At 64.7% G+C, this 20241-nt stretch carries 17 protein-coding genes; 6 read left to right on the top strand and 11 right to left on the bottom strand.

What is annotated here, in order from left to right:
* Positions 1 to 36: 36 nt before the first annotated feature.
* Together DFR52_RS15130 and htpX are read right to left on the bottom strand one after the other, a co-directional pair.
* A complete protein-coding gene (locus DFR52_RS15130) occupies positions 37 to 1425 on the bottom strand; it encodes an RsmB/NOP family class I SAM-dependent RNA methyltransferase (RefSeq protein WP_110032771.1) in 1389 nt (462 codons plus the stop codon).
* Positions 1422 to 2414, bottom strand: coding sequence for a zinc metalloprotease HtpX (htpX, locus tag DFR52_RS15125; protein ID WP_110032770.1), 993 nt, complete (start codon positions 2412 to 2414; stop codon positions 1422 to 1424). Before htpX ends, DFR52_RS15130 begins: the two co-directional genes overlap by 4 nt.
* A gap of 112 nt (positions 2415 to 2526) precedes the next feature.
* Here htpX and DFR52_RS15120 point away from each other — a divergent pair, with 112 nt between their 5' ends.
* Both DFR52_RS15120 and DFR52_RS15115 read left to right on the top strand, forming a co-directional pair.
* Positions 2527 to 2763, top strand: coding sequence for a DUF1674 domain-containing protein (locus DFR52_RS15120; RefSeq protein ID WP_110032769.1), 237 nt, complete (start codon positions 2527 to 2529; stop codon positions 2761 to 2763).
* A gap of 48 nt (positions 2764 to 2811) precedes the next feature.
* Positions 2812 to 3276, top strand: coding sequence for a thermonuclease family protein (locus tag DFR52_RS15115; protein WP_110032768.1), 465 nt, complete (start codon positions 2812 to 2814; stop codon positions 3274 to 3276).
* Between the two features lie 339 nt (positions 3277 to 3615).
* Here DFR52_RS15115 and acs read toward each other — a convergent pair whose 3' ends face one another.
* Positions 3616 to 5571 (bottom strand): acetate--CoA ligase, encoded by a 1956-nt coding sequence (gene acs, locus DFR52_RS15110; RefSeq protein WP_110032767.1) that lies wholly within the window; start codon positions 5569 to 5571, stop codon positions 3616 to 3618.
* Between the two features lie 255 nt (positions 5572 to 5826).
* Between acs and DFR52_RS15105 the strand changes: the two genes are divergently transcribed.
* Complete coding sequence (locus tag DFR52_RS15105) at positions 5827 to 6519, top strand: DUF1013 domain-containing protein (RefSeq protein ID WP_110032766.1); 693 nt, start codon at positions 5827 to 5829, stop codon at positions 6517 to 6519.
* Positions 6520 to 6664: 145 nt separating this feature from the next.
* Here the strand turns inward: DFR52_RS15105 and DFR52_RS15100 are convergent, their stop codons facing one another.
* The 3 genes from DFR52_RS15100 to DFR52_RS15090 form a co-directional block, all read right to left on the bottom strand.
* On the bottom strand, positions 6665 to 7453 hold the full coding sequence (locus DFR52_RS15100; protein WP_110032765.1) for an SDR family NAD(P)-dependent oxidoreductase: 789 nt from the start codon (positions 7451 to 7453) through the stop codon (positions 6665 to 6667).
* A gap of 53 nt (positions 7454 to 7506) precedes the next feature.
* Positions 7507 to 9417 carry a propionyl-CoA synthetase gene (locus DFR52_RS15095; protein WP_110032764.1) on the bottom strand — a complete coding sequence of 637 codons (1911 nt, stop codon included), beginning with the start codon at positions 9415 to 9417 and terminating at the stop codon, positions 7507 to 7509.
* A gap of 106 nt (positions 9418 to 9523) precedes the next feature.
* Positions 9524 to 10183, bottom strand: coding sequence for a YggS family pyridoxal phosphate-dependent enzyme (locus DFR52_RS15090; protein WP_425351202.1), 660 nt, complete (start codon positions 10181 to 10183; stop codon positions 9524 to 9526).
* Positions 10184 to 10361: 178 nt separating this feature from the next.
* Here DFR52_RS15090 and leuS point away from each other — a divergent pair, with 178 nt between their 5' ends.
* From leuS to holA, 3 genes are read left to right on the top strand one after another with little or no spacing between them, the layout of a single operon-like run.
* Positions 10362 to 12965 carry a leucine--tRNA ligase gene (gene leuS, locus DFR52_RS15085; protein ID WP_110032762.1) on the top strand — a complete coding sequence of 868 codons (2604 nt, stop codon included), beginning with the start codon at positions 10362 to 10364 and terminating at the stop codon, positions 12963 to 12965.
* Positions 12952 to 13464 carry an LPS assembly lipoprotein LptE gene (gene lptE / locus DFR52_RS15080; protein ID WP_110032761.1) on the top strand — a complete coding sequence of 171 codons (513 nt, stop codon included), beginning with the start codon at positions 12952 to 12954 and terminating at the stop codon, positions 13462 to 13464. The genes leuS and lptE overlap by 14 nt, the downstream gene beginning before the upstream one ends.
* Positions 13465 to 13474: 10 nt before the next feature.
* Positions 13475 to 14509 carry a DNA polymerase III subunit delta gene (holA, locus tag DFR52_RS15075; RefSeq protein ID WP_110032760.1) on the top strand — a complete coding sequence of 345 codons (1035 nt, stop codon included), beginning with the start codon at positions 13475 to 13477 and terminating at the stop codon, positions 14507 to 14509.
* Between the two features lie 18 nt (positions 14510 to 14527).
* On the opposite strand, the gene DFR52_RS15070 is transcribed toward holA, so the two are convergent.
* The 5 genes from DFR52_RS15070 to mnmE form a co-directional block, all read right to left on the bottom strand.
* Positions 14528 to 15412 carry a ParB/RepB/Spo0J family partition protein gene (locus tag DFR52_RS15070; protein ID WP_110032759.1) on the bottom strand — a complete coding sequence of 295 codons (885 nt, stop codon included), beginning with the start codon at positions 15410 to 15412 and terminating at the stop codon, positions 14528 to 14530.
* A 28-nt stretch (positions 15413 to 15440) separates the two neighbouring features.
* The gene (locus DFR52_RS15065) at positions 15441 to 16235 is read right to left on the bottom strand and encodes a ParA family protein (protein ID WP_110032897.1); all 795 of its coding nucleotides are present in this window, start codon (positions 16233 to 16235) and stop codon (positions 15441 to 15443) included.
* Positions 16236 to 16255: 20 nt separating this feature from the next.
* Positions 16256 to 16885, bottom strand: a complete 630-nt coding sequence (gene rsmG / locus DFR52_RS15060) for a 16S rRNA (guanine(527)-N(7))-methyltransferase RsmG (RefSeq protein WP_110032758.1) — start codon at positions 16883 to 16885, stop codon at positions 16256 to 16258.
* Complete coding sequence (mnmG, locus tag DFR52_RS15055; protein ID WP_425351201.1) at positions 16882 to 18750, bottom strand: tRNA uridine-5-carboxymethylaminomethyl(34) synthesis enzyme MnmG; 1869 nt, start codon at positions 18748 to 18750, stop codon at positions 16882 to 16884. The genes rsmG and mnmG overlap by 4 nt, the downstream gene beginning before the upstream one ends.
* Positions 18751 to 18841: 91 nt before the next feature.
* On the bottom strand, positions 18842 to 20152 hold the full coding sequence (gene mnmE / locus DFR52_RS15050; RefSeq protein ID WP_245415347.1) for a tRNA uridine-5-carboxymethylaminomethyl(34) synthesis GTPase MnmE: 1311 nt from the start codon (positions 20150 to 20152) through the stop codon (positions 18842 to 18844).
* Between the last annotated feature and the right edge of the window lie 89 nt (positions 20153 to 20241).

The following is a 20241-nucleotide window of genomic DNA, read 5'->3' as shown; positions in this document are numbered from 1 at the left end:
AATCCCAACGCTGCCGGCAGGGTCGGCATCCACCGGTCATATCGGGAGTCGGGTCAGGACCACGGCGTAGAAACCGTCAAGTCCGGCCAGCTGCGGATCCGCGTTTGGCAGCATTCCGGCATGGGTCCGCACCGCGCCCTCGGGTGTGAGGGCGTCTTCCATCCCGGGCCAGAGATCCGCCGTGACCGGACGGATGCGCCAGCCCGGCGTCTCGGCGAGGAACCGCGCAATCATGTCCTCGCCCTCCTCGGGATCGAGCGAGCAGTTGGAAAACACCAGCTCGCCGTCCGGGCGCAGCAGGCGGATGGAGGCATCCAGCAGCTGTCGCTGCACCACCGCCAGACGCTCGATGTCCTGCCGCGACTTGGTCCAGGGAATATCCGGATGGCGGCGGACCGTGCCGGTGGACGAGCAGGGTGCATCGAGCAGGATGGCGTCGAAGCCGGCCGGATCGTCCACGTCCTGCGCCCGACCCAGCCTGGTCTCGGCCGTGAGCCGGAGCCTTTCGAGATTGCCCTGCAGGCGCTCGAGCCGGTTGGCGGACTGGTCGAACGCGACCACATCCGCGCCGGCCATCACAAGTTGCGCCGTCTTTCCGCCGGGCGCGGCACACAGGTCGGCGACCCGCCTGCCCGCAAGATCGCCGAACAGGCGTGCGGGAATGCTGGCCGCGGCGTCCTGCACCCACCAGGCACCATCGTCATAGCCTTGCAGCGAACTCACCGGTCCGCCGAGCTTGGCGATCCGCACGGTGCCCGTGGGCAGCACGACACCGCCGAGCCGCTCCGCCCACAGCGCCGGATCGGACTTGACGGTCAGGTCCAGCGCCGGCGGCGCCGACATCGCCGCCATCAGAGCGGGGGCGGCGCCCGCGCCGTGGATCTCGGCGATGCGATCGGCAAACCAGCCGGGGAACGGCCGCACGCCGGCCGTCAGCTGCGGCAGGATCTGGTCCTTTTCGCGGATCATGCGCCGCAGCACCGCGTTGACCAGGCTCGCAAAGCGCCTGCTGCGCGGATCTTCGCTTGCCTGGGTGACGGCAAGATCGACGGCGGCGTGATTGGGGACATCGAGATAGAGGATCTGAGATGTGGCAATCGCCAGCACGTGACGGAGCGATCGAGCTCCCGCCGGGAGCGGCTTTTCGGTCATGCGGTCGATGAAGGCGTCGATCACCTGCATGTGCCGCAGCGTGACCAGAAGCATCGCCCGCACCAGCATCCGGTCCTGTTCTGGCAGTGCCAGAAAGAACGGGTTGCCGTTGGCATGATCGAGCAGGCCGTCGAGCGACGCCTTGCTGTCGATCACGGCGGTGAGCAGCCGGGTGGCGGTCTTCCGCGCCACCAGGCCCGGCTTGGCGTCCGTTGCTCCGTCCCGGTTGCTGGCTGATCCCCCGCGCGGCGGCCGGCGGCCGGCGCCGTTCACGAGCGCGAACCGCGCTGCGACGATCCGTTGCGGCCCCAGGGCCCCTGTCCGGATTTCGCTCCGGGCGCGGCCGGTTTGCCCCACGGACCGGCGACCGAATCCTCCGCCCCGGGCGCGCGGCCTCGGGCCGGAGCGGCGGGAACCGCGCCCGCCGCCGCCATCGCCTCAAGCGCGGCGATGCGGTTCTCCGTTGCGGGGTGGGTGGAGAAGAGGCCGTCCATCCGCTGGCCGTTGAGCGGATTGATGATGAACATGTGCGCGGTGGCCGGATTCCGCTCGGCGTCCTCGTTGACCACGCGGCCCGCGCCCAGGGCGATCTTTCTCAGCGCCGAGGCCAGCCACAGCGGATTGCCGCAGATTTCGGCGCCGCGCCGGTCGGCGGAGTATTCCCGCGTCCGGCTGATCGCCATCTGCACCATCATGGCCGCGAACGGCGCCACGATCATGGCGACCAGCACGCCGACGAAGCCGAACGGATTGTTCGAGTTGCGGTTGCCGCCGAAGAAAAGGGCGAAATTGCCGAGCATCGAGATCGCGCCGGCGAGCGTCGCGGTGATCGTCATGGTCAGCGTGTCTCGGTTCTGCACATGCGCCAGTTCATGCGCCATGACGGCCGCCACCTCCTCGTCGCTCAGCGTCTCGAGCAGGCCGGTCGAGGCGGCGACCGCCGCGTTCTCGGGATTGCGGCCGGTGGCGAATGCATTGGGCTGGCGGTTCTGGATCACGAAGACTCGCGGCATGGGCAGCCCGGCGTTGTGGGCCAGGTCTTCAACGATGCGATAGAACTCCGGCGCCGTCCGGGCATCCACCTCGACGGCATGATGCATGCGCAGGACCATCTTGTCCGAATTCCAGTAGGAGAACAGGTTCATGCCCGCCGCCACGAAGAAGGCAATGATCATCCCGCCGGTGCCGCCGACAAGGAATCCGACCGCCATGAAGAGGGCGGTCAGGAAGGCAAGAAGCATGGCGGTTCGGACGAGATTCATGGTGCAATTCCATTTCTGCGGCAGTCGCTCACGCGGCCGGTATTGGCCCTGGTCGACTGATCCGTATAAAGATGGGAATATTCGATCACTTCTTCAATGCGGATGCCACGCCATGACCGAGCCCGACGATGCAGTCAAGCCCGATGCCGATGCCCCGGCCGGCCCCGGCGGTGCTGAGCCCCGCACCCTGACGCCCGCCGCCGAGCGCGCTCTGGCCGAGGCGGAGGCGCGCAGGCGGGCCGCGCGCCAGGCCGATCCCGCCGCCCGGCCCGAGGTCGGCGGTCGCGGCGGCGCTGATCCCGCCCGTTACGGCGACTGGGAGATCGGCGGCCGGGCGATCGATTTCTAGGATCTATTTCCTATTGCATCGAGATGAATACAGAATATATTCCTCTGCATGATTCGCTGTGGTCCGCTCATCGCCCTGCTTGTCTGCGCTTGCCCGGCAGCGGCGGCGGAGGCGCGTGACAACGACAGGATTCCGGGGCCGGTGATGGCGCATGTGGTCCGGGTCATCGACGGCGACACCATTCTGGTCGATGCCGTTCCCTGGCCGGCGCACAGCCTGCGCATTTCCGTCCGGCTTCGCTGCATCGATGCCGCCGAGATGCGCTCGTCATGTCCGGCGGAACGGCGGGCGGCGCGAAAGGCGCGGCAACGGCTCGAGGCGCTGGCCCTGCGGGGGGACCATGTCCTGCTCACCAACATCTCGGGCGGAAAATACTATGGCCGGGTGCTGGCCGACATGGCCGCCAGTCCCGCCGATCTGGCCACCGCGATGCTGGACGGCGGCCTGGCCATCGCCTATTCCGGGGGCAGGCGCGAGCGGCGCGACTGCGGCCTTTGGCCGGAGCAGCCGTGATTGCGGCGGCGAATCAGCGGGCGCAGCCCATGAAAAAGGCCACCCTTTTGGGGTGGCCTTCGCAATTCCGGCGCCGGTCGGTCACTGTCAGACCCGCCTTTGGCGGCAGCCTGACCGGCGGTAAGACCTGAAACTCAGGGTCTGCCCTGAACTCCGGTGAACCGCATAGACTGAACCGGATTCTTGGAATCACTCGACATCGGATCACCTCCTCTCGTTGAATTGGACACGGAGGAATGGTGACTCAGAAATTCGCCGATGGCAAGCTGCAATGCTGCAACAAGGATCGAAGCCCCCGCCGGCGACGGCAGGGGCGCAGCGGTTTGCCGGCGGACCGGTTCAGCCGGACTTCTTGTTCTGTCTGTTGTCGATCAGGTCGGTCACCACGGTCGGATCGGCGAGCGTCGAGGTGTCGCCCAGCGCGGCGAAATCATCCTCGGCGATCTTCCGGAGAATCCGCCGCATGATCTTGCCCGACCGGGTCTTGGGCAGACCGGGCGAGAACTGGATCTTGTCGGGCGAGGCGATCGGGCCGATCTCGTTGCGCACATGCCTGACCAAGTCCTTGCGCAGTTCATCACCGCCGGTCGCCCCCTCCATCAAGGTGACGTAGCAATAGATGCCCTGCCCCTTCATGTCGTGCGGATAGCCGACCACCGCCGCCTCCGAGACGGCATCATGGGACACCAGCGCGCTTTCCACTTCGGCCGTGCCCATCCGGTGGCCGGAGACGTTGATGACGTCATCGACCCTGCCGGTGATCCAGTAATAGCCGTCGGCATCGCGACGGCAGCCGTCGCCGGTGAAATACTTGCCCTTGTAGGTTGAGAAGTAGGTCTGGATGAAGCGCTCGTGGTCGCCATAGACCGTGCGCATCTGCCCGGGCCAGGAATCGGTGATGCAGAGATTGCCCTCCGCGGTGCCCTCGAGCACATCGCCGTCATTGTCGACGAGCTGCGGCTGGATGCCGAAGAACGGCGTGGTCGCCGAACCCGGCTTGAGGTCGGTGGCGCCCGGCAGCGGCGTGATCATGATGCCGCCGGTCTCGGTCTGCCACCAGGTGTCGACGACCGGGCATTTCTTCTCGCCGACGACGTTGTAGTACCATTCCCAGGCTTCGGGATTGATCGGTTCGCCGACCGATCCCAGCGTGCGCAGCGACTTGCGCGACGTCTTGGTCACATGCGCATCACCGGCGCCCATCAGCGCGCGGATCGCCGTCGGCGCAGTGTAGAAGATGTTGACCTGGTGCTTGTCGATCACGTCCCAGAACCGCGACGGCGACGGATAGTTCGGCACGCCCTCGAACATCAGCGTCGTGGCACCGTTGGCGAGCGGACCGTAGACGATGTAGGAGTGGCCCGTCACCCAGCCGACATCGGCCGTGCACCAGTAGATGTCGCCATCATGATAATCGAACACATACTGGTGCGTCATCGAGACATAGACCAGATAGCCGCCGGTGGTGTGCAGCACGCCCTTCGGCTTGCCGGTCGATCCCGACGTGTAGAGGATGAACAGCGGGTCCTCTGCCTTCATTTTTGCCGGCGGGCAGTCCGGCTTCGCCCTGGCGACCGCCTCGTGATACCAGATGTCGCGGCTGTCGAACCAGTCGACCTTGCCGGCCGTGCGCTGCACCACCAGGACCTTCTTGACCACGACGTCGGAGCGGCCGGCGATGGCCACCGCCTGGTCGGTATTGTGCTTGAGCGGGATCTTCTTGCCGCCGCGGAGGCCTTCGTCGGCGGTGATGACGAAGGTGGATTCGCAGTCGACGATGCGGCCGGCGAGCGCGTCGGGAGAAAATCCGCCGAAGACGATCGAGTGGATCGCGCCGATGCGCGTGCAGGCGAGCATCGCATAGGCCGCCTCGGGAATCATCGGCATGTAGATGGTGACCCGGTCGCCCTTCCGGACGCCGTTGGACTTCAGCACATTGGCGAGGCGGCAGACCTGGTCGTAGAGCTCGTTGTAGGTGATCTTCCGGTCGTCATAGGGATTGTCGCCCTCCCAGATGATGGCCGTCTGGTCGCCGCGCGTCTTCAGGTGCCGGTCGATGCAGTTGTAGGACACATTGGTCAGGCCGTCCTCGAACCATTTGATCGAGACCTTGCCGGTGAACGAGGTGTTCTTCACCTTGGTGTAGGGCTTGAACCAGTCGATCCGCTTGCCGTGCTTGCCCCAGAACTTCTCCGGGTTCTTGACGCTCTGCTTGTACCAGTCGTGATAGGTATCGCTGTCGATGAGTGCGCGCGACTTGGCCTGCTTGAGAACCTTGTGGGTCTTTTGGGTCATGGAATCCTCCTCAACGTGGCACGGGCCGTCTCCCGGCGACCGGCATACTGATTTCGCGTCCACTCATAGCAGCAGTTGCAATGGCGGCAATTAGACATTGGGCCGGTCCGGTGCGGACTTCGGGGCCTGTTTTTTCACCCGCACTGGCGAATTGCATTTGGCGCGCGAAGTGGATATAAGGGCCACGATTTCCCGGAATTTGTGGATGACCCACGGCCCGCGCCACCGGAGCGGACGGACAGGAGGATTGTATTCATGGCACAGCAGCTTCTCATGCCAAAGGCAACGGCCGTTTGGCTGGTTGACAACACAGCCCTGAGCTTTGACCAGATTGCCCAGTTGTGCAAGCTCCATCCGCTCGAGGTCAAGGCGATCGCGGACGGCGAATCTGCGCAGGGCATCAAGGGGCTTGATCCGATCGCGACGGGCCAGTTGTCCCGCGAAGAGATCGCCCGGGGCGAGAGCGACGGCGAGCACAAGCTCAAGCTGTCCGAACCGAAGGTCCGGGTTCCCGAATCCAAGCGCAAGGGTCCGCGCTACACGCCGGTGTCCAAGCGCCAGGATCGCCCCAACGCCATTCTCTGGCTGGTGCGCAACCATCCCGAGCTCAAGGATGCGCAGGTTTCCCGGCTCGTCGGCACCACCAAGTCGACGATCGAGCAGATCCGCAACCGCTCGCACTGGAATGCCGCCAATCTGGCGCCGATGGATCCGGTCACGCTCGGCCTGTGCACGCAGATCGATCTCGATCTGGAAGTCGAGCGCGCCTCCCGCAACAAGGGCGCAGCGCCCGAGGCGGAAGCCGGCAGCGTGCTGGTGTCCACCCGCGAGACCGAAAACCTCAACGATTCCGGCGAACCGGTGGAGAAGGAAATCGACGCCGATGCGGTGTTTGCCAAGCTGTCCTCGATGAAGCGCACCGAGGTCGACGACGACGACGACCTCTAGGCCTCACCGGCGGCCGACCTCCTCGCCGGCCCGACGCAAAACCCCGCCCGGTGAACTGTCACCGCGGCGGGGTTTTTGTTTAGCTGTCGCCACCGACGCTGGGCCGAGCATCTTCGCGCCCCGGGTCATGTCGGCGCGAAACGAATCAGTCGTCCTTGACCGGCACGGTGTAGTTCAACGGCAGCCGGCCGCCGTCGGCATAGATGGTCTGTCCGGTGATGTAGCTGGCGTCGTCGGAGGCCAGGAACGAGGCGATCGACGCAATCTCGCTCGGATCGCCGATCCGGCCGAGCGGCGTACGCGAGAGGATCCGCGTCTTCGCCTCCTTGTTGTGGGCGATGGAGGCGAGCATGTCGGTCATGATCGATCCGGGCCCGATCGCGTTGACGCGAATGCCGTGGGTGGCCAGCGACAGCGCCATCACCTTGGTCAACTGGCTGACCCCGCCCTTGGAAACCGAATAGGGCACCTGGTTGGCGATGGCGAACGTGTCGTTGATCGACGACATGTTAATGATCACGCCGGGCTTATTGCCGGCACCGACCTGCGCGACCATGTGTCGCGCGACCGCCTGGCCGCAGAGGAAGGCGCTTTTGAGGTTGACCTTGAGCACGCGGTCGAAATCGGCCTCCTCGATGTCGAGGAAATCAGCCGCATGAACGATGCCCGCGTTGTTGACCAGGATCGAGATCGGACCGAATGCGTCGATGGTCCGGGCCACCAGGTTGTGCACGTCCAGCCGTTCGGAGACATCGGCGGCGATGAAGCGGACCGAGCCATCCGCAGCCAGGCTTTCGGCGGCCGCGGAGCCGGCCGCTTCATCGATATCGACGATCATCACCCTGGCGCCATCGGCAGCCAGACGCCGGCATATCGCAAGCCCGATTCCCTTGGCGCCGCCGGTGACGATCGCTGTTTTTCCCTCAAGTCGCATCAGATTGTCCTTTTCTCGTGAAGGGCGGACATTGGCGCGACCGGCGGCCCGGGTCAATCTTTGTGCTGGCCGATCCCCCGGGCCGTGAGCACTGCGGCGATCTCCTCGAGCACCGCCGGATCATCGATCGTCGCCGGCATCTTCCAGGCCTCGCCGTCGGCGATCTTCTGCATCGTCGCCCTGAGAATCTTGCCCGACCGGGTCTTCGGCAGCCGCTTCACCGTCATCACCGTCTTGAAGGCCGCAACCGGGCCGATCCGGTCGCGCACCAGCCTGACCACTTCGGCCTCGATGAGGGCGGGATCCCGGCCATTGCTTGAATTGAGCACGATGAAACCGGCCGGAATCTGCCCCTTCATGGTGTCGGCGATGCCGACGACCGCGCATTCTGCCACATCCGGGTGCGCGGAGACCGCTTCCTCCATGCCGCCGGTCGACAGACGGTGGCCGGCGACATTGATGATGTCGTCGGTGCGCGCCATGATGAACAGATAGCCGTCCTCGTCGATGTATCCGGCATCCGCGGTCTTGTAGTAGCCCGGGAATTCGGCAAGATACGCCTCCCGGAACCGCTCCTCGGCGTTCCACAGCGTCGGAAGACAGCCGGGCGGCAGCGGCAGCTTGACCACGACATTTCCCAGCGTGCCGCGCGCCACCGGATGGCCGGCATCGTCGAGCACCCGGACGTCGTAGCCGGGCATCGGCACCGCCGGGGAGCCGTGCTTGACCGGCAGCAGCCCCAGCCCCATCGGATTGCCGGCAATCGTCGAGCCGGTCTCGGTCTGCCACCAGTGATCGATCACCGGCACGTTGAGCAGCTTCTCCGCCCACTGGATCGTGTCCGGATCGGCGCGCTCGCCGGCCAGGAACAGCGCCCGGAAGCCGGACAGGTCGTGCTCGGCGACAAAGCTGCCGCTCGAATCCTCCTTGCGGATCGCCCGGAAGGCAGTCGGCGCCGTGAACAGCACCGCAACCCGGTGTTCGGCGATCACCCGCCAGAACGTTCCCGCGTCCGGCGTGCCCACCGGCTTGCCCTCGAACAGGATCGTGGTGTTGCCGTGCAGCAGCGGTCCGTAGACGATGTAGGAATGGCCCACGACCCATCCGATGTCGGAGGCGGCCCAGAACACCTCCCCGGGCTTGACGCCGTAGACGGCATGCATGGTCCAGTACAGCGCGGCCATGTGGCCGCCGTTGTCGCGCACGACGCCTTTCGGCTGGCCCGTGGTTCCGGACGTATAGAGGATGTAGAGCGGGTCGGTCCCGGCCACGGGCGTGCAGTCGATCACGCGTCCCGCATGGCTATCCATGAGTTCGGCATAATCATGGTCGCGGCCGGCCATCATGCTGCAGGCGAGTTCCGGGCGCTGGAAGACGATGGTCGCTCCCGGCTTGTGCTGCGCCATCTCGATGGCCTGGTCGAGCAGCGGCTTGTAGGCGACGATGCGACCGGGTTCGATGCCGCAGGAGGCCGAGACGATCAGTTTCGGTTCCGAATCGTCGATGCGGGTTGCCAGTTCGGCGGCGGCAAATCCGCCGAAGACCACGGAGTGGATGGCGCCAAGCCGGGCGCAGGCCAGCATGGCGACGACCGCTTCCGGTATCATCGGCATGTAGATGATGACCCGGTCGCCCTTGCCGATGCCCATGTCCGACAGCGCCGCGGCAAAGGCCTGCACCTCGGCCAGCAGCTCGGCATAGCTGATCGAGCGTTTCCGGTCGGTGATGGGGCTGTCATAGATGAGCGCCGCCTGCTCGCCGCGGCCGGCGGCAACATGGCGGTCGAGACAGTTGTGGCAGGTGTTGGTGACGCCGTCGGCAAACCAGCTGCCATAGGCGCCGGTATCCGGATCCAGCGCCCGGCTCGGGCTCTGGATCCAGTCAATCATGCCGGCAGCCTCCATCCAGAAACGCTCCGGATCCTGCTGCCATTGGCTGTAGACCTGCTCGTAGCTGCCCGTCATGATCTGCCTCCCGATATCCGGCCCAGCCGGATCAAATCTCGCGGCAAACTAGGCCCGGCAGGCGCGAAACGAAAGCCATACCAACGGATAGTGCGGCAGTTTGGCGCTATGTCCGCTCCCGTTCGCCGAAAATCGCAGTCCCCACCCGCACCTCGGTGGCTCCGAAGGCGATCGCGGTTTCGAAATCCCCCGACATCCCCATCGACAGGCGCTCTATGCCCGCTTCGGCGGCGATCCTGGCCAGGAGCGCGAAATGCGGCCCCGGATTTTCATCGACCGGCGGAATGCACATCAACCCTTCGATGGCGAGGCCCAGTTCGGACCGGCACATGTCGATGAAGGCCTTGGCTTCCGTCGGCTCGATCCCGGCCTTCTGGGCTTCCGATCCGGTGTTGACCTGGACATAGAGCAGCGGCCTGCGGTCCTGCCTGGCGATTTCCCTGGAGATCTCGCGGGCGATCTTCTCGCGGTCCACGCTCTGGATCACATCGAACAGCGCCACCGCGTCGGCCGTCTTGTTCGACTGCAGTGGCCCCAGCAGATGCAGTTCGATGCCGGGTGTCTCCGCCTTCAGGCCCGGCCACTTGGCCTGGGCTTCCTGGACCTTGTTCTCGCCGAAGAGCCGCTGGCCGGCCGCGATCACCGGCCGGATCTCGTCGGCGCTGCGGGTCTTGGAGACGGCCACCAGGCGCACCGCGCCGGCCCTGCGTGCGGCCTCCTGCTCGGCGGCCCTGATCTCGGCGAGCACTGCCGCCAGATTGTCGATTGCTGTCACGCCGCACTCCTGCCTTGGTTGCTTCGGTTTGTGTTAGCGCAGCCGTTGCGGCTTGCCAATCGCATCGGCTTCCGGGCCGCCGGCCGCTTTCGGCCCGTGCAAGGTTGACGCTTGCGAGGTTTCATGGTGAAGGTCGCCACTCTATGACCTCCCTTTGGTGAATCAAGACATGGCAATTGAACGCTACAATCCGCGCGAAGCAGAGGTGCGTTGGCAGGAAGCATGGAACACGGCGCGTCTGTTCGAGACCGACAGTGACAGCCCTGCTCCCAAATACTACGTCCTGGAGATGTTTCCCTATCCGTCCGGTCGCATTCACATGGGTCATGTGCGCAACTACGCCATGGGCGACGTGGTCGCCCGCTACAAGCGGGCGCGCGGCTTCAACGTGCTGCATCCGATGGGATGGGACGCCTTCGGCATGCCCGCCGAGAATGCCGCGATGCAGAACAAGGTGCATCCGCGCGAATGGACCTATCAGAACATCGCCACCATGCGCGGTCAGCTCAAGTCCATGGGCCTGTCGCTGGACTGGGCGCGCGAGTTCGCCACCTGCGATGTGGATTATTACCACCGTCAACAGATGCTGTTTCTCGACTTTCTCGACAAGGGCATCGCCTACCGCCGCAACGCCAAGGTCAACTGGGATCCGGTCGACCAGACGGTGCTGGCCAACGAGCAGGTCATCGACGGCAAGGGCTGGCGCTCCGGCGCTCCGGTCGAGCAGCGCGAGCTGACGCAGTGGTTCTTTCGCATAACAGATTATGCCGAGGACCTGTTGCAGGCGCTCGACGGCCTGGACCAGTGGCCTGAAAAGGTCCGGGTGATGCAGAAGAACTGGATCGGCAAGTCCGAAGGGCTGCGCTTCGATCTTGGCCTGGTCGGCGCTCCCGAAGGCTTTGACGCCCTGCCGGTCTTCACCACGCGCCCCGACACGATGTACGGCCCGAGCTTTGCCGCCATCGCCGCCGATCACCCGCTGGCCCGGGCGCTGGCCGCCGATCGTCCCGATGTGGCGAGCTTCATCGAGGAATGCCGCCGTCACGGCACCACCCAGGCCGAGATCGACACCGGCGAAAAGCTTGGCTTCGACACCGGCATCAAGATCAGTCATCCGGCTGATCCCGACTGGCATCTGCCGCTGTTCATCGCCAATTTCGTGCTGATGGACTACGGCACGGGCGCCATCATCGGCTGCCCGGCGCACGACCAGCGCGACCTCGATTTCGCCCGCAAATACGGCCTCGACGTCATCGACGTGTTCGTTCCGGCCGACACCGGCGCGCGCGTCACGGACACCGCCTTCACGCCGCCCAAGACCCAGACCGTGCGCTATGTGCGCTGGGCCGGGGAAGAGACGGTGCAGACCTGCCAGGAGGCGATGGACATCTCGCTTGCCCGGTTCGAGGCCGAGGGCTGGGGCCGTCGCGAGACGAATTTCCGGCTGCGCGACTGGGGCGTTTCCCGCCAGCGCTACTGGGGCTGTCCGATCCCGGTGCTGCATTGCCAGGCCTGCGGCGTCGTCCCCGAGGCGCGCGAGAACCTGCCGGTGAGGCTTCCCGACGACATCGAGTTCGACAAGCCAGGCAACCCGCTCGATCGCCATCCGACCTGGCGCAACGCCACCTGTCCGCAGTGCGGCGGCGCGGCGCTGCGCGAAACCGACACCATGGACACTTTCGTCGACAGCTCCTGGTACTTCGCCCGCTTCACCGCGCCCGAGGCCGTCGAGGCGACCGACCCGCAGCGCGCCAATGCCTGGCTGCCGGTGGATCAGTATATCGGCGGCATCGAGCACGCGATCCTGCATCTGCTCTATTCCCGCTTCTTTGTCCGCGCCATGCGCGATTGCGGCCATGTCGCGCTCGACGAGCCGTTCAAGGGCCTCTTCACCCAGGGGATGGTGGTGCACGAGACCTATCGCTCCGGCCGTGACTGGGTGGCGCCCGCCGACATCCGCATCCAGGACATCGACGGCGTGCGCACCGCCACGCGGCTGAGCGACGGCGCGCCGCTGGAAATCGGCTCGATCGAGAAGATGTCGAAGTCGAAGAAGAACGTCGTCGATCCCGACGACATCATTGCCTCCTATGGCGCCGACACCGCGCGCTGGTTCATGCTCTCGGATTCCCCGCCCGAACGCGATGTCATCTGGACCGAATCGGGCGTCGAGGGTGCGCATCGCTTCGTGCAGCGCATCTGGCGGCTGCTGGGGGAGAGTTCGGATGTCCTGGCGCGTGTGTCCGGCGCGTCGGCCACCGACGGCCCCGCCGGCGACGTCTCGCGGATTGCCCACCGGACGCTGAAGGCCGTGGGCTCGGACATCGAGAAGCTCGCCTTCAACAAGGCAGTCGCCCGCATCTACGAATTCGTCAACGGGCTCGCCGCACCGCTTGCGGATGTCGCGGCCGGGAAGGCCGAGCCGCGGATGGTCGCCGCCTGCCGCGAAGCGGTCGACATCCTGCTGCACCTGGTGGCGCCGATGATGCCGCATTTCGCCGAGGAATGCTGGTCTCGCCTCGGCAACGGACGCCTGCTTGCCAGCGTTTCCTGGCCGGCATTCGATGAATCGCTGATCTCGGACGACGAGGTCACCATGCCCGTGCAGATCAATGGCAAGAAACGGGGTGAATTGACAATTGCCCGCACCGCCGATCCGGCTATGGTGGAGCAGGCCGCGCTTGCGCTCGATGTCGTGCAGGCGGCAACCGGCGGCAAGCCGCCGCGCAAGATCATCGTGGTTCCGCAGAGGATCGTCAATGTCGTCATCTGACCGAAACAAGACCCGCCTGGCGCCGCTGGCGCTTGGCCTGCTGGTGGCCTCGTCCCTGCTTGCCGGTTGCCAGGTGCGACCGCTGTACGGCGAAGGCGGAGCCGATCTGGCCGGGATCGAGATCAAGCCGGCCACCACCCGCGTCGAGCAGGTCGTCCGCAACGAGCTCATCTTCAAGTTCGGCGGCGGCGCTGGCGAACCGGCCAGTCCTGACTACACGCTGGCGCTGCGCGTCCAGGGCAGCACCGGCAACGTGCTGGCGGCGGGAACCGACAACGATTTCACTGCCGCGCGGACCACTGTGAGCGGGACCTACACGCTGACCGCACGCGCCGACGGCAAGGTCATTGCCAGCGGTGTGCGCGCCGCGACCGCCCTCCTCGATCTGCCGAGCCAGAATTATGCCCGACTGCGGGCCATCCGCGATGGCGAGGACAGGGCCGCACGCAGCCTGGCAGCGATGATTGAGGCCGATATCGCCGCCAAGCTGAGCCGCTGAGGCGCCGGACGTGGCGGAGATCAAGGCGCACGAATTCACAGCTTTCGCGCGCAGGGAGGGTACGCCCTACCGGATCATTCTCGTCTACGGTCCGGACCGGGGCCTGGTCTCCGAGCGCTCGGCGCTGCTGGCTGCCAAGACCAAGATAGACCTGAAGGATGACTTCTCCGTGCAGCGGATGGAAGCCTCCGACATCGGCTCCGATCCCGGCAGGCTGATCGACGAAGTTCAGTCCATCAGCCTGTTTGGCGGCGACCGGCTGATCTGGGTGCGCAATGCCGGCAACGAACGCGGCCTGATGGATGCGGTTTCCGCCCTTTCCGGCATGAATATGGGCTCATCGCACATCCTCATCGAGGCCGGCGACCTCAAGAAGGGCGGCGGGCTTCGCAAGATCGTCGAGGCCTCGAAATCCGCTCTCGCCATCCCCTGTTATTCCGATGATTCGCGCAGCGTTCAGGCGCTTATCGACGAGGAGCTGGGCGCCGCCAAGCTGACGATCGACGGAGACGCCCGGCTGCGGCTGGCGCAGCTCCTGGGCGGCGACCGGCTGGCCAGCCGCGGCGAATTGCGCAAGCTGGCGCTGTACTGCCATGGTCGGGGCTCAGTCTCGGAACAGGATGTGATCGAGGCGATCGGCGATGCGGCAGCCCTCTCGGTCGATGATGCCGTGGAAGCGGTGTTCAGTGGGGATCTAGCCCGGCTGGAAACCTCGCTCGAGCGCATCCTGGCATCCAAGACCGCCGTCTTCCTGGTGCTGCGCAGCTGCCTCCAGCAACTCGAGCAACTCGATGCCATGCGCGACCAGGTGGAGAATCACGGCAAGCAGCCGGCGGCCGTAATGGCCGAACGCGGACGCGGCATCCATTTCAAGCGCAAGCCGATCGTCGAACGCGCCCTGCGGCAGTGGCGACTGCCGACCATCCGGATCGAAATGCGCCGCCTCGGCGACGCGGTTCTCGAAACCCGACGCCGGCCGGCCCTCGAGGCCTCGATAGCCCGCCAGGCTCTGCTGCGGTGCTGTCTACTGAGCCGCGCAAAATAATCTAATAGATTGATATTGTTAGCTTTTAGCCCCAAGCAGGCGACACAGGCCGTCCAGCTGGTCGAGCGATTTGTAGTCGATCCGGATCTGCCCGCCCTGGCTCTTGTGCGCCAGTTGAACCTTCAGTCCGAGCACATCCGACAGGCTGCGTTCCAGCGCGAGTGTGTCGGCATCCTTGACCGGCGCCTCCTCGCCGCGGCCGCTTTCGCGGTTTTCCGCCTGCTGCGCTTCCTTCTGCGCAAGCCGCTCGGCGTCGCGAACCGACAGCCCGCGCTCGACGATCATCCTGGCCAATGCGACCGGATCGCTTGTCGACACGATGGCACGGGCGTGGCCGGCCGTCAGCGTTCCGGAGGACAGCATGTCGAGCACCGGCTGCGGCAGCTTGAGGAGCCGCAGGCTGTTGGCGACGTGGCTTCGGCTCTTGCCGATCACCTCGCCCAGATCATTCTGGGTGTAGCTGTACTGGGCGATCAGCTGTTCGTAGCCCTGGGCTTCCTCGAGCGGGTTGAGGTCGGCGCGCTGGACGTTCTCGACAATGGCGATCTCGAGCGCGGTCTTGTCGTCGACATTGCGGACGATGACCGGAATGTCCACAAGTCCCGCCATCTGCGCGGCGCGCCAGCGTCGTTCGCCGGCGATGATTTCGTAACGGTCCTGGCCCGCGGAGCGGACCACAACCGGCTGGACGATGCCGTGCTGGCGGATCGATCGGGATAGATCCTCGAGATCGGACAGATTGAACTCACGCCTCGGATTGCGCGGATTCCGGGCCACATGCTCGATCGGTACCCGACGGTCGGCACTGACGCTTGGCCTGTGTGTGTCTCCGGGCTGGTCGATTTCACCGATGAGAGCGGCCAGACCACGACCGAGGCGTTTTTTCGAGGGATCGTCAGACATGTCGGTACCAATTCGTTCCGGATCAGAATCAAGCCGCCTTGCGGCTGCGTTCACGTTGGATGACTTCGGAAGCGAGCTGCAGATAGGCCTGGCTTCCGGCGCATTTGAGGTCGTACAGGATGGCCGGCTTGCCGTAGGACGGCGCTTCCGAGACGCGCACATTGCGCGGGATCAGGGTGCGGTAGACCTTTTCACCGAGATGCGCCCGGACATCGGCGACCACCTGCTGGGCGAGGTTGTTGCGCGCATCGAACATGGTCAGGACAATGCCCTGGATATCGAGATCCGGATTGAGCGAATCCCGCACCTGCTCGACGGTGTCGAGCAGCTGGCTCAGGCCTTCCAGCGCGAAGAACTCGCACTGCAGCGGCACCAGGATCGAATGGGCGGCAGCCATGGCGTTCATGGTCAGCAGGTTGAGCGACGGCGGGCAGTCGATCAGCACATAGGTGTAGGCCTGGGCGTCTTCGGCCTGCAGCGCCTTCTTGAGCCGGAACACCCGGTCCCGGGTCCCGGCGATTTCCATTTCGACGCCGAGCAGGTCCATCGTCGACGGAATGATGCTCAGATGCGGAACCGCCGTCTCCATCACCGTGTCCGATACGGAGGCGTTGCGCGTCAGCAGATCGTATGTCGACATGGTACGGTCGCGTCGATTGACGCCGAGCCCGGTGCTGGCGTTGCCCTGCGGATCGAGATCGACGATTAGCACGTTTTCGCCAATGGCTGCCAGGGCGGTCGCCAGGTTGATCGCCGTTGTGGTTTTTCCGACGCCGCCTTTTTGATTGGCGATCGTAATGATCCGGTTCCTGGAAAATGACATCATCTGGACCTGTGATCCCGTTAGCGCGGCTTGATGTGGGTGAGCTGGAGGATGACGGAGCCTTCCTGGACAACACTGGGATGTTCTACCAGATCGAACGACCATCGGTCACCTGCTGATCGCACTTCTTCACCGTATTCCAGACCTTTGTGAAACCAGCATTGCAGCATCGGATTGCGCTCCGCGAAGGGCTGGGCCATGCGCAGCAGCTCAGGCAGGCTGGCGAGCGCCCTTGCCGAGATTGCGTCGATCTCGCCCACATCCGCGCCCACATCCTCAATCCGTACCGGGTGCACGCTGGCGCGCGCGCCGGTGTCCCGAATCACCTGCCGCAGAAAGGCGGCCTTCTTGTTGTTGCTTTCGACGAGATGCACCCAGCCTTCGCTGCCTCCTGCCATACAGATGCCGGTGACCAATCCCGGAAAGCCGGCGCCGCTACCCATGTCGATCCAGCGCTGCGGTGCGCCAGCCAGCCTGGTGATCTGCAGGCTATCGTTGATATGGCGTTCCCACAGGTCTCCGAGCGTGCTCGCGGACACGAGATTGATCGACTTCTGCCACTTCCGGACCAGATCGGCATAGATCTCGAGGCGGTGGGTTGTTTCACGTGAAACAAAGCCGGAATCTTCCGATCTGCTGGACAGCGTCATGTTTCCGCCCTCAGCTCGGTGTCCGTCCGGCGCCTGAGATGCGTCAACAGCACCGCCACTGCGGCGGGCGTCATCCCCTCGATCGCAGCGGCCTGGGCGATGGACACTGGACGCAGCGCCCGCAATTTCTGTTTCAGCTCGTTGGATAGACCCTGCATTTCTTCAAAGACAAAATCCGCCGGAATCAGCCGCGCCTCCTCTCGCTGCCGATCCACGATGTCACCAAGCTGACGCGCCATGTAGACCGCATAAGTCGCATCAATGGCGGCCGCCTCAAGCACAGCCTTGGAGAACCGGCCGATCTCCGGCCAGATACTCGAGATGCGGGGAATGTCGACGCCCGGATAGGACAGCAGCGTGAACGCTGAGCGTCGAATACCGTCGCGGTTGAGTTCCAATCCGTGCGCACTCGCCTCGTTCGGGGAGAGATCGAGTGATTTGAGTACCGAAATACATTCCGCAAGCGAATCGGAGTGCTGCAGGAAGCGGTTCCGCCGCTCCGCTGAAATGCAGCCCAGCTCTATTGCGAGTGGCGTGAGCCGCATGTCGGCGTTGTCGGCGCGCAGCGACAGCCTGTACTCGGCCCGCGAGGTAAACATCCGGTACGGCTCGGTAACACCGCGGGTGGTCAAATCGTCGATCATCACGCCGATATAGGACTGGGTGCGGCTGAAAACCAACGGCTCGCGGCCTGTTGCGGCCAAGGCGGCGTTCAATCCCGCTACCAGCCCCTGCCCGGCGGCCTCCTCATATCCGGTGGTGCCGTTGATCTGTCCAGCCAGGTAGAATCCGGCAAGCCGCTTGGTTTCGAGTGTCGGTTTCAGCTCGCGCGGATCGACATGGTCATACTCGATGGCATAGCCATGCTGGATGATCCGGACATTCTCCAGCCCGGGAATGGTGCGGATAAACGCGTCCTGCACGTCGCGGGGCAAGGAGGTCGAGATCCCGTTCGGGTAAACTGTGGTGTCGTCAAGCCCCTCCGGCTCCAGAAAGATCTGATGACCATCCCGTTCGCCGAATTTGACGATCTTGTCCTCGATCGATGGACAATAGCGCGGTCCGACGCCGGCTATCTGCCCTGAATACATCGCGGAGAGGCTGATGTTGTCGGCAATGATCTTGTGGGTGGCGGGCGTCGTGCGCGTCACGCCGCACCGGATCTGCCGTTGCGGAACCGAATCGGTCATGAAGGAAAACGGAACCGGTTCTTCATCGGCCTCCTGCCACTCGACCCGATCCCAGTTGATTGTGCTGCCGTCGAGTCGAGCGGGGGTCCCGGTCTTCAGCCGCGCCAAGCTGAAGCCAAGTCTCTCCAGCGTATCCGAGAGGCCCAGCGCCGGCGCCTCGCCAACCCTCCCGGCTGGGGTTTTCTCATTGCCGATGTGGATGAGGCCGCGCAGGAAGGTTCCCGTTGTCAGGACAACGGTCGAAGTCTCGATGCGGCGGCCGCCAATTAGCAGAACCGCACTGACACGGCCATCGGCAATCTCTAGGTCGTCAACTTCCGCGGCCATGATGTCGAGCCCGTTAATAGCTGCTAGCTGCTCCTGGATGCTCTCGCGGTAGAGGCGCCGATCCGCTTGGGTGCGGGGCCCACGGACAGCGGGTCCCTTGCGCCGATTGAGCATGCGGAACTGAATTCCCGCATGATCCGCGGCCCGGCCCATGATGCCGTCCATCGCATCGACCTCTCGGACGAGATGCCCCTTTCCAAGCCCGCCTATCGCGGGATTGCAGGACATTACGCCGAGGTTGTCGAGCCGCAAGGTGACCAGGACGGTCCTGGCGCCGAGCCGAGCCGCGGCAGCAGCCGCTTCACAGCCCGCATGCCCGCCACCGATCACCACCACGTCATAGTTCATTGCCATTGCGATTGCCCGTTGATGCTTGATTGCGGAACAGATGTTTCACGTGGAACACATGCGATTCCATTTGCTTGGTGTTCCACGTGAATCATTTTCCAACGCAGAATTCGGAGAAGATTACGCCCAGCAAGTCCTCGACGTCCACCCTGCCTGTCATCCGGCCCAATGCAGCCCCGGCGAGGCGCAGATGCTCAGACCGCAACTCAATCGCGGCACCGATTGCGGTTGCCGCCAATGAAAGTTCCTCGCGGCAGACGTTCAGCAGATCCCGGTGGCGCTGCCGATTGGCCGACAGAGGCGATGCAGAAGACCCTATCTCTTTGATATTATTCGATATAATGGTTACCAACTGATCCACGCCTGCGCCGCTCAGCGCCGACACTGAGATGTCCGCCTCGGCCGGCGACGCACCGTCCGTGCGATCGGACATTGTCCGCACCCGCAGCAGATTCGGGTGGTGGACTTCAGCGCCTTCGTGCGTCATGCCGGGAGCCACGAGATACAAAACCAGATCAGCGCTTTCAACAGCCTGCAGCGCCCGACGAATGCCTTCCTTCTCGACCGCGCTCGTCGTATCACGCAGCCCCGCGGTGTCCTGCAGGATCACCAGATACCCGCCGAGATCGAGGCGAACCTCGACAATGTCCCGCGTCGTGCCTGCCTCGTCGGAAACGATGGCGATTTCCCTGTCGGCCAACCGGTTGAGCAGCGTCGATTTCCCCGAATTGGGCCTGCCCACCAGCGCCACACGGTAACCCTCGCGCACGATTTCCCCCCAGTGCATTCCCGAGAGGTGCAGGCCGATCTCTTCACTTAGATCGCGCATGTCCCGCAGCACCGCTTCGGAGAGGGAATTGGGCACGTCCTCCTCATCTGAGAAATCGAGTTCTGCCTCGATCATGGCCCGGGCATGGGTAAGGCGCTGAGCCCAGCCGGCATAGACGGCTGCCAATGCTCCACCCGCCTGATCGAGTGCCATCCGTCGCTGAGCCGCGGTCTCGGCCTGAATAAGGTCCGCCAGGCCTTCGACCGCCGTCAGGTCCATCTTGCCGTTGTCGAAGGCGCGGCGGGTGAATTCGCCGCCTTCCGCCTGGCGCAGACCCGGCAAGGCGCCCAGTGCCTGACAGCAGGCGTCGACGACCGCCCGGCCGCCATGCAATTGAAGTTCGGCGCAGTCTTCGCCGGTGAAGGAGGCCGGGGCGGGAAAGAACAGCACCAGGCCGCGGTCGATCAGCTCACCGTTCTGGAACCGAATCGATTTCAGCACGGCCGCCCGCGGCTCGGGAACGGCCCCGCAGAGCGTTTCGAGTGCGAATCGAACCGCAGGCCCGGACAGGCGGATTACCGCAACGCCGGCAGGCACCTGGCCCGATGATAGCGCATAGATCGTGTCTCGCACCCGGTCCAGCTCCAGATCAGTGACCGCCGTGGCCGTGCAGCCCCGAGAGAGCAGCCCGCCTCTGCGGCGGCCATGCACGGCTCGCCCCC

The sequence above is a fragment of the Hoeflea marina genome, from assembly GCF_003182275.1.
GTDB classification, from domain to species: domain Bacteria; phylum Pseudomonadota; class Alphaproteobacteria; order Rhizobiales; family Rhizobiaceae; genus Hoeflea; species Hoeflea marina.
Note: the sequence above shows the minus strand (reverse complement) of the source record. Positions and strands in the feature narration are given on the sequence as shown.